Origin of the sequence: Lujinxingia vulgaris (assembly GCF_007997005.1) — a bacterium.
In the GTDB taxonomy this organism is placed as follows: domain Bacteria; phylum Myxococcota_A; class Bradymonadia; order Bradymonadales; family Bradymonadaceae; genus Lujinxingia.
In genome coordinates this window covers 72322-79078 of the sequence record NZ_VOSL01000031.1, presented here as the reverse complement: position 1 = coordinate 79078, position 6757 = coordinate 72322, and the positions used below count along the sequence as shown (strand labels likewise).

The 6757-nt window shown below is 64.0% G+C and carries 4 protein-coding genes; all 4 read left to right on the top strand.

All coding sequences use genetic code 11. From position 1 onward, the window contains the following. A partial coding sequence (locus FRC96_RS21865; RefSeq protein WP_230469957.1) for a hypothetical protein occupies nt 1-3439 on the top strand: 3439 nt, incomplete at its 5' end. A 303-nt stretch (nt 3440-3742) separates the two neighbouring features. Further along, on the top strand, nt 3743-4801 hold the full coding sequence (locus FRC96_RS06895) for a hypothetical protein (protein ID WP_146973771.1): 1059 nt from the start codon (nt 3743-3745) through the stop codon (nt 4799-4801). A gap of 134 nt (nt 4802-4935) precedes the next feature. Then, the gene (locus FRC96_RS06890; RefSeq protein WP_146973770.1) at nt 4936-5331 is read left to right on the top strand and encodes a hypothetical protein; all 396 of its coding nucleotides are present in this window, start codon (nt 4936-4938) and stop codon (nt 5329-5331) included. A gap of 221 nt (nt 5332-5552) precedes the next feature. Continuing rightward, nucleotides 5553-6476, top strand: coding sequence for a transposase (locus tag FRC96_RS06885; RefSeq protein ID WP_146973769.1), 924 nt, complete (start codon nt 5553-5555; stop codon nt 6474-6476). Nucleotides 6477-6757: the final 281 nt, after the last annotated feature.

Genomic DNA, 6757 nt, shown 5'->3' with positions numbered 1-6757 from the left:
CGCCCTCACCGCCACCGCTCGCCAGGGCGGCCAGGCCGCCGCGCGCGCCGCCGCCATCCTGGCGCGGATGGTCCGCGCCGAACCCTCCCCGGATGTCCTGCAGACCACCCTCGGCGCGCTCTTGCCCCTTTTGCGCGAGCTGAGCACCTCCCACCCCGAGCTCGCCCAAAACGCCACCTCCAGCCTGCGCGAGATTTTGGCCGACAGGCTGGAGCTTGAGCATGACGCCGCCGTCGCAAACCGCCTGGCGGGCTTTCGCCTCGACCTGGCCGCCCTGGACATCGGCACCGACGCGACCGACGACGCCGACACGCCCACCGACGCGCCCGCGCCGTCCACCCTCGAACTTGCCGGCCGACTCAGCGCCCTGCACCCCGGCCAACACCTGCGCCTCGCCAAGCCCCTCGCCACCACGCGCCTGGCCCGCGCCATGGCCCTGGCCGCCCGGCAGGGCTTTGGCCTCTACGCCACCGAGCGCCGCACCCACTGGAAGGTGACCCGCGGAGAGCGCTACGCGCCGAGGCTGTGGCGCTACCTCCACGAGCTGCGAAACCCCTCCCCCAACAAACGCCAGGGCTTCGACCACACCCGCGCCCGCGTCTACCCCGGCCGGCTGCGCGCCCACCCGGCCGACCTCGGAGAAGTGACCCCCACCACCGTCCCCGGCGAACGCCGCCAGGTAAACTCCGAGGGCGGCTGGGGCGGCTACATCCCCCTCGTCGACGATCTGCTCGACGCCCAGCGATCCGCCCACCCCATCATGCTGGCCACACCCCAGGGCCTCACCACGCTGAGCCCGCCGAAGTCTCGCGCGCGCCGCCTCAAAAACCTCCTCAAAATATCCAGCATTTACAGCGACCTAGACGAACTTCGCCTGGCAACCATCAAGGGCAGCGACGCCGACCAGCGCGGCAAATACCTGGGCGTCGTCGAAAAAGAGCTCGGCTGCACCATCACCTTTCGCCCGCATCTGCCCGACGATCCGACCCCCCGGAAGATCCGCGAGCTCATCGCCGCCACCGACTTCGGCCGCCAGCTTGAGGCCCGCGATCCGCTGCCCCAGCTCACCACCGAATCCCCCACCCCCGAAGAGGCCACCGCCCGGACGACCCCGGACCCGGCCCCCGCCTCCCTGCACCTCCTCGCCATCGCCGGCCCCCTGGAGCTTCTGGCCGAACGCCTGCACACCAACCCGGCCCGACACCTCACCGAGCTCTTCGACCGCACCGGCGCCCGCATCCAGGAGCTCGCGCTGGTGCTCACGCTCATTGTGGCCTTCTTTCTGGGGCGCATGCTCATCGTTCGCCACCAGCTCGACCGCTGGCGAAACGACATCCCCCTCTCCATCGGCGGCTGGGGCACCCGCGGAAAAAGCGGCACCGAACGCCTCAAAGCCGGCCTGCTCCACGGCATGGGCTACGACGTCTTTGTCAAAACAACCGGCTGCGAGGCCATGTTCATTCACGCCGCTCGCCGCCAGGAGGCCCGCGAGATCTTCATCTACCGGCCCTACGACAAGGCCTCGATCTGGGAGCAACGCGACATGCTGCGCCTGGGCCGCGACCTCGGCGCCGACGTCTTTATGTGGGAGTGCATGGCGCTCAACCCCCGCTACGTCGACATCCTCCAGTCCCACTGGATGCGAGACGATCTCATCACCCTGACCAATGCTTACCCCGACCACGAAGACATCCAGGGCCCGGCCGGCATTGATGTGGCCCGCACCATCAGCCAGTTCATCCCCCCGGGGCGCACCACCATCACCGCCGAGCGCGAGATGCTGCCGATCTTCGAGGAGACCGCCCGCAAAAAAGGCGCCCCGCTGATCGTCGTCGGACACGACGATGAAACCCTCATCCCCGACGCCCAGCTCGCCCGCTTCCCCTACGATGAGCACCCGCGCAACATCGCGCTCGTCGCCCGCATGGCCCGCGAGCTGGGCATTGACCCCGAATACGCCATCTTCGCCATGGCCGACCACGTCGTCCCCGATCTCGGCGTGCTCAAGACCTACCCCCGGGTCACCCTGCTCGGCCGTCACCTGGCCTTTATCAACGGCTGCTCCGCCAACGAACGCGCCGGCTTCATGAACAACTGGACCCGCACGGGCCTCGACACGATCGATCCCCGCACCGAGCCCCACCGCAAGATCTTCACCGTGGTCAACAACCGCGACGACCGCATCGCCCGCTCCAAAGTCTTCGCCGACATCCTGGTCCGCGACGTCATCTGCGACGGCCACATCCTCATCGGCACCAACTTAAGCGGCCTGCGCACCTACATGGCCCAATCCCTGGAAGCCTACCTCGCCAACCAGCTGGTCTTTGAAGACAACCTCACCCCCGAGCCCGCCCGCGCCCACCGCCGCCTCGACCAGATCATCAGCCGCGTCCGCCTCGCCCGCCGCTCCCCCGACGCCCTCATCGCCTCTCTGCGCCACATGCTCGAGGTCTGCCCTCCTCTGCCCGACGCCGCCCTCAACACCCTGCACGCCGCCCTGCCCGCCCTCATCGACGAGCTCAGCACCGACTTCACCTCCATCCCCCAGACCCTCAAAACCCTCGCCTCACACCCCGCCATCACCACCTTTTCACCCGTCCGAGACACGGACATCATCCCCGTAAATAGCCAGCCATCGCAGGTTTCCCCGGTCGAAAACCTCACCCACGCCGAGCCCCACGAGGCCCGCGACGCCTTCCTCCGCGAGCTCACCACCTCCATCACCGCCCACGCCCTCCACAAGCGCCTCGATCAGGTGCTCGCCAGTACCCTCACCCCCGAGTCCTTCCACCGCCAGCTCCACGCCACCTACACCGAGCGCTTCTGGCAGATCGTGCACACCGTCGAAGATCCCTCCACCAGCGGCGACGGCATCATCCTCACCGCCGCCCGCCAGGCCGCCCCCAACAGCACCGTCGAGCTCCTGGGCACCCAGAACATCAAAGGCACCGGCCTCGACTTCGTATACCGCTGGGTCGACCTCAACAACACCCTAACCCGCATCCAACGCCTGGAAAACGCCGACGACAACGCCCTGCGCGACGAGCTCATCTTCCTGGCCACCGCCTCCTCATTAGGCCTCATCGAAGCCCTGGCCTGCTTTGAAACCCTCGATCGCTGGCACACCACCCGCAACCTCTCCGCCCCCCTGCGCGCCCTGCTGGAGCGCGCCCAGTCCCACCTCGCCACCCTGGCCCACACCCGCTTCTCCAACGCCCTCCCCGACGACCAGGACAACGCCGCCGACTCCCCCCTGACTCGCCTCCTCGCCAGACTGGAGCGCTCCCTGGACAGCTTCGACGCCATCTACCGGCGTCGCAAAGCCGACCGCCTCCAACGCCTCCTCGTCGAGCAACGCATCAGCCACGCCCGCATCGCCCTCGAGATGCAAAAGCTGGTGAAACGACAGAAAGGCGGGTGGTTGGTGAAGCGATCCTGATCGCCCAAATCCGACTGCCTCCACGACCGTCCGAGACACGAACATCGTCAAGCAATGACGCGGGGATCCGGCATTCAGCCCCCCGACACCTCCCCTCAATCATCCCGGCTGAGGCGCGCCTCCCCAATGACTGTCCGAGACACGGACCAAATCCAGCAACCACGCACCTGTTCGACACCTCTTTATCACCAGTGCACGCACGAGACACTCCACGCCAACAGCCTCGTTTGACCTCGTAGAACCCAACCCTCATCTTTAGCCCAACGATCCGGCCCAAAGGCACATGAATCGAGACTTGCCCCGATGTTTTACGAATCTTTTCGCTACCTCGACCACAGCACCGAAGGACTGCTCCTCACTGTCCCGACATCAGAGATGCGCGGCAACGCACCGTTGCGCATGGAATTCACCACGTGCTCCCTTCGATCAAAACGTACTCTGTATGGTTTGCGTCTGGTGCATAAAGATCGCCCGCTACTGTGGTGCACTCTCGATCCCAGGTGGGAAAAAAGCCTGATGCTCCGTGCCGCCCCCGGCGATGTTTCGGTTATCGAGCCCATTACTGCCGCCGCAATCCGCGACGTCCAACGAACGGCATCGGCAGCGGCCCCCGACTCGGCCTGGCCAAAGTACTTCATTCATGCGCTGCGGAACTCTTCTTCCTCGCCTCTCTACCCCGGAAAATGGTGGGTCCGTACGCTCTTCGGCACAAAACAACCTGCCGAACTTTCGCTCTCATCGCGCGGTGTGTTTCCCTACCTGGAACTCCCTCGCTTTTCGCTCACTGAGCCCGGCTTCACCCTCAACGAAGCCTGGGAGGCTCGACCGGTTCGCACCTCCGTCATCGGGCTACGCACACTTGGAGATCAGGACGACAGCCGCGTCAAAATGTGGCGTAAACGAGCACGCCAGGGAGCGCTGCCCCCGTTACTCCTCCTCTACGTCTCTTCGCTCGGCGCCTACATACTCCTCGACGGCCACGACCGCCTGCACGCTGCGCTACTCGAAGGTCAACTCCCCGATTCGGTCGCGCTCCTTCCCCTTCGCTATCAATCATGGCCACCCAACATAGCCGCTCAACGTGGCCTGGCTCTTCAGTACGACTCCGTCGTGAGCGGCGATCCGAAAAAACTCCCCGGCTTTAATCGCGCGTTGATCCAGGCCTCGCAGTCAGGAAGCTGGCACCGGAAGTCGCGCGTTTGGCCGGTGTTTGGCGGGTTTAAAACGTGGCGCACAGAAGTGACCGCTCGAACCGCCGAGCTAACCAGCGAACTCGGCCAACGCGTCGCCCGCCAGATGCTCGAGCCAACGTCTGGGGAGCACCGGCCCTACTTCTTAACCATCGTACGCCCCCCCTCATAAGCTCCCAGATCGCACATCCAACGGGTCATTAATCCGTCCGAGACACGAACATCGTCCAGCAATGATGGCGCAAACCCACCTCAAGCCGATCCCTAAACGCGCCTTAACGCGCCCGCACGAGAGTCTTCACACCAATGAGAACAAACTACGCACATTATGAAGTCGAAGCCAAAATCGCCGCACAACTTGGCCTTCCCTGGCACATGAACATGCAGGACTGGCCCATCGAAGTTTCTGACGCAGACCGCGTCGACGAATTTCTCCATGCACTGATCGCGGCCCAAGATCGGGAAGAGAGAATCTGCCTTCTTGAACTTGTACTCGCCTCGCTCGACGAGTGGATCGCCGTTCGCCAACCAGTCGAAGATTCAACTCCTGGGGACACGGTTCAACGGGTCATCAGTTCCGTCTCATCGACGCTCGTAGAGTTCCCAGATATTGCAAATTACTGGGCAAATTACTGGCAAGATCATGACCTTCCGATCACGCAACACATTCGCAAGCTCCTAGCGGACTTCAGTTTCGAATAATCGCCGAAAACTAAAACGTAAGCGTTCAGTCACCTGACCAACTTTAACATCGTCCATCCGAGACACGGACCACCTCCCCATTTTACGCGCCTGATCCACACTTCCCTCTCCCCACCCACCTCCTCACCTCCACCAAAATCTCGTTCCCCCCACGCAACATCCCGCCACAGCCCCCGATAACAACTCCAGGAGCTTCAACCACCCTCACCTGGAGACCACACATGACTCGCCCCCGCCGCCACCTCCCGGGCCAGGTCGTCGCCATCACCCGTCGCTGCTTCGACCGCACGTTCTACCTGCGCCCTGACGGCACCATGAACGCCATCGCGCTCTATGTCTTCGCCAACGCCGCGCAAACCTACGACATCAAGATTCATGCGCTCGTGGTCATGTCCAACCACATCCACCTGATCATCACCGACGTCAAAGGGCGTCGCAGCGAGTTTATGCGCGACGCGATGTGCCTCATCACCAAAGCACGAAACGAGGATCTCGGTCGCAAAGACTACCTCTGGGAAGGCGGCTCCTACCGCGAAACCTTGCTGCTCGATCGCGACGCCCTGGAGCGCAAGCTCCTCTACACCTGGCTCAACCCGGCGGCTGCCAACCTTGTAGAGCGCGCCCACCAGTGGCCCGGCGCCATCATCCTCCCCTGCGACTGGGGAACATCGATAGATATCCCCAAACCCGACGTCTACTTCGGCCGAAAATCACCGGAGCTCGCCAGGTTCACACCCCAACCTCCCCCGGGCTTCGACGCATCGTCGCTCGATACACTCACGGCACACTTCGAAGCCCTCCTCGCAGACGCCGAAGACGACCTCATTACCACGCGAGAAAACGAGAATCGGCAGGTCCTCGGCGTCGAGAAGGTTCTGGCAACCAGGCCCCTCAGCAAACCCAAAACAGCCTCACGCCGCTCAAAAATCAACCCGCGCTTCGCCTCCAGAAACGCTGCTCTGCTGGTCGCAGCCATCGCCCGCCACCGCGCCTTCCTCACCGCCTACGACCACGAGCGACAGCGCTGGCTCAAAGGCAAAAAACGCGTCGAGTTCCCCTGCGGCACGGTCTGGCTGCGCCGCAATTCTCCGGTGAAGTGCCGGGATCCCGACGCGCCTGAGGCAGGGATGGCCTGCACGATGTAGAACCCACTGCACCGCGACGCTCCATCCCGGTTCGACGGCCTCTTCTCATGCAATGATCACGCATGATGCGCGGACCTCTGCCTACCCCTCCGCACCACCCTGAGTTCCGACGACCACGCACCCCACAACCCCTCCCGTTTTCGGCGAAAACACCCGCGTTCGGCGCATTTCCGCCCCCATTCTCGCCCCCCTCACCGGTCCGAACAGCGAAGTCGCCTCCCAGCCTCTCCTATGCCGACCTGAACCCTTCACGCCAACCCGCTAAAACCCGCGTCATACCT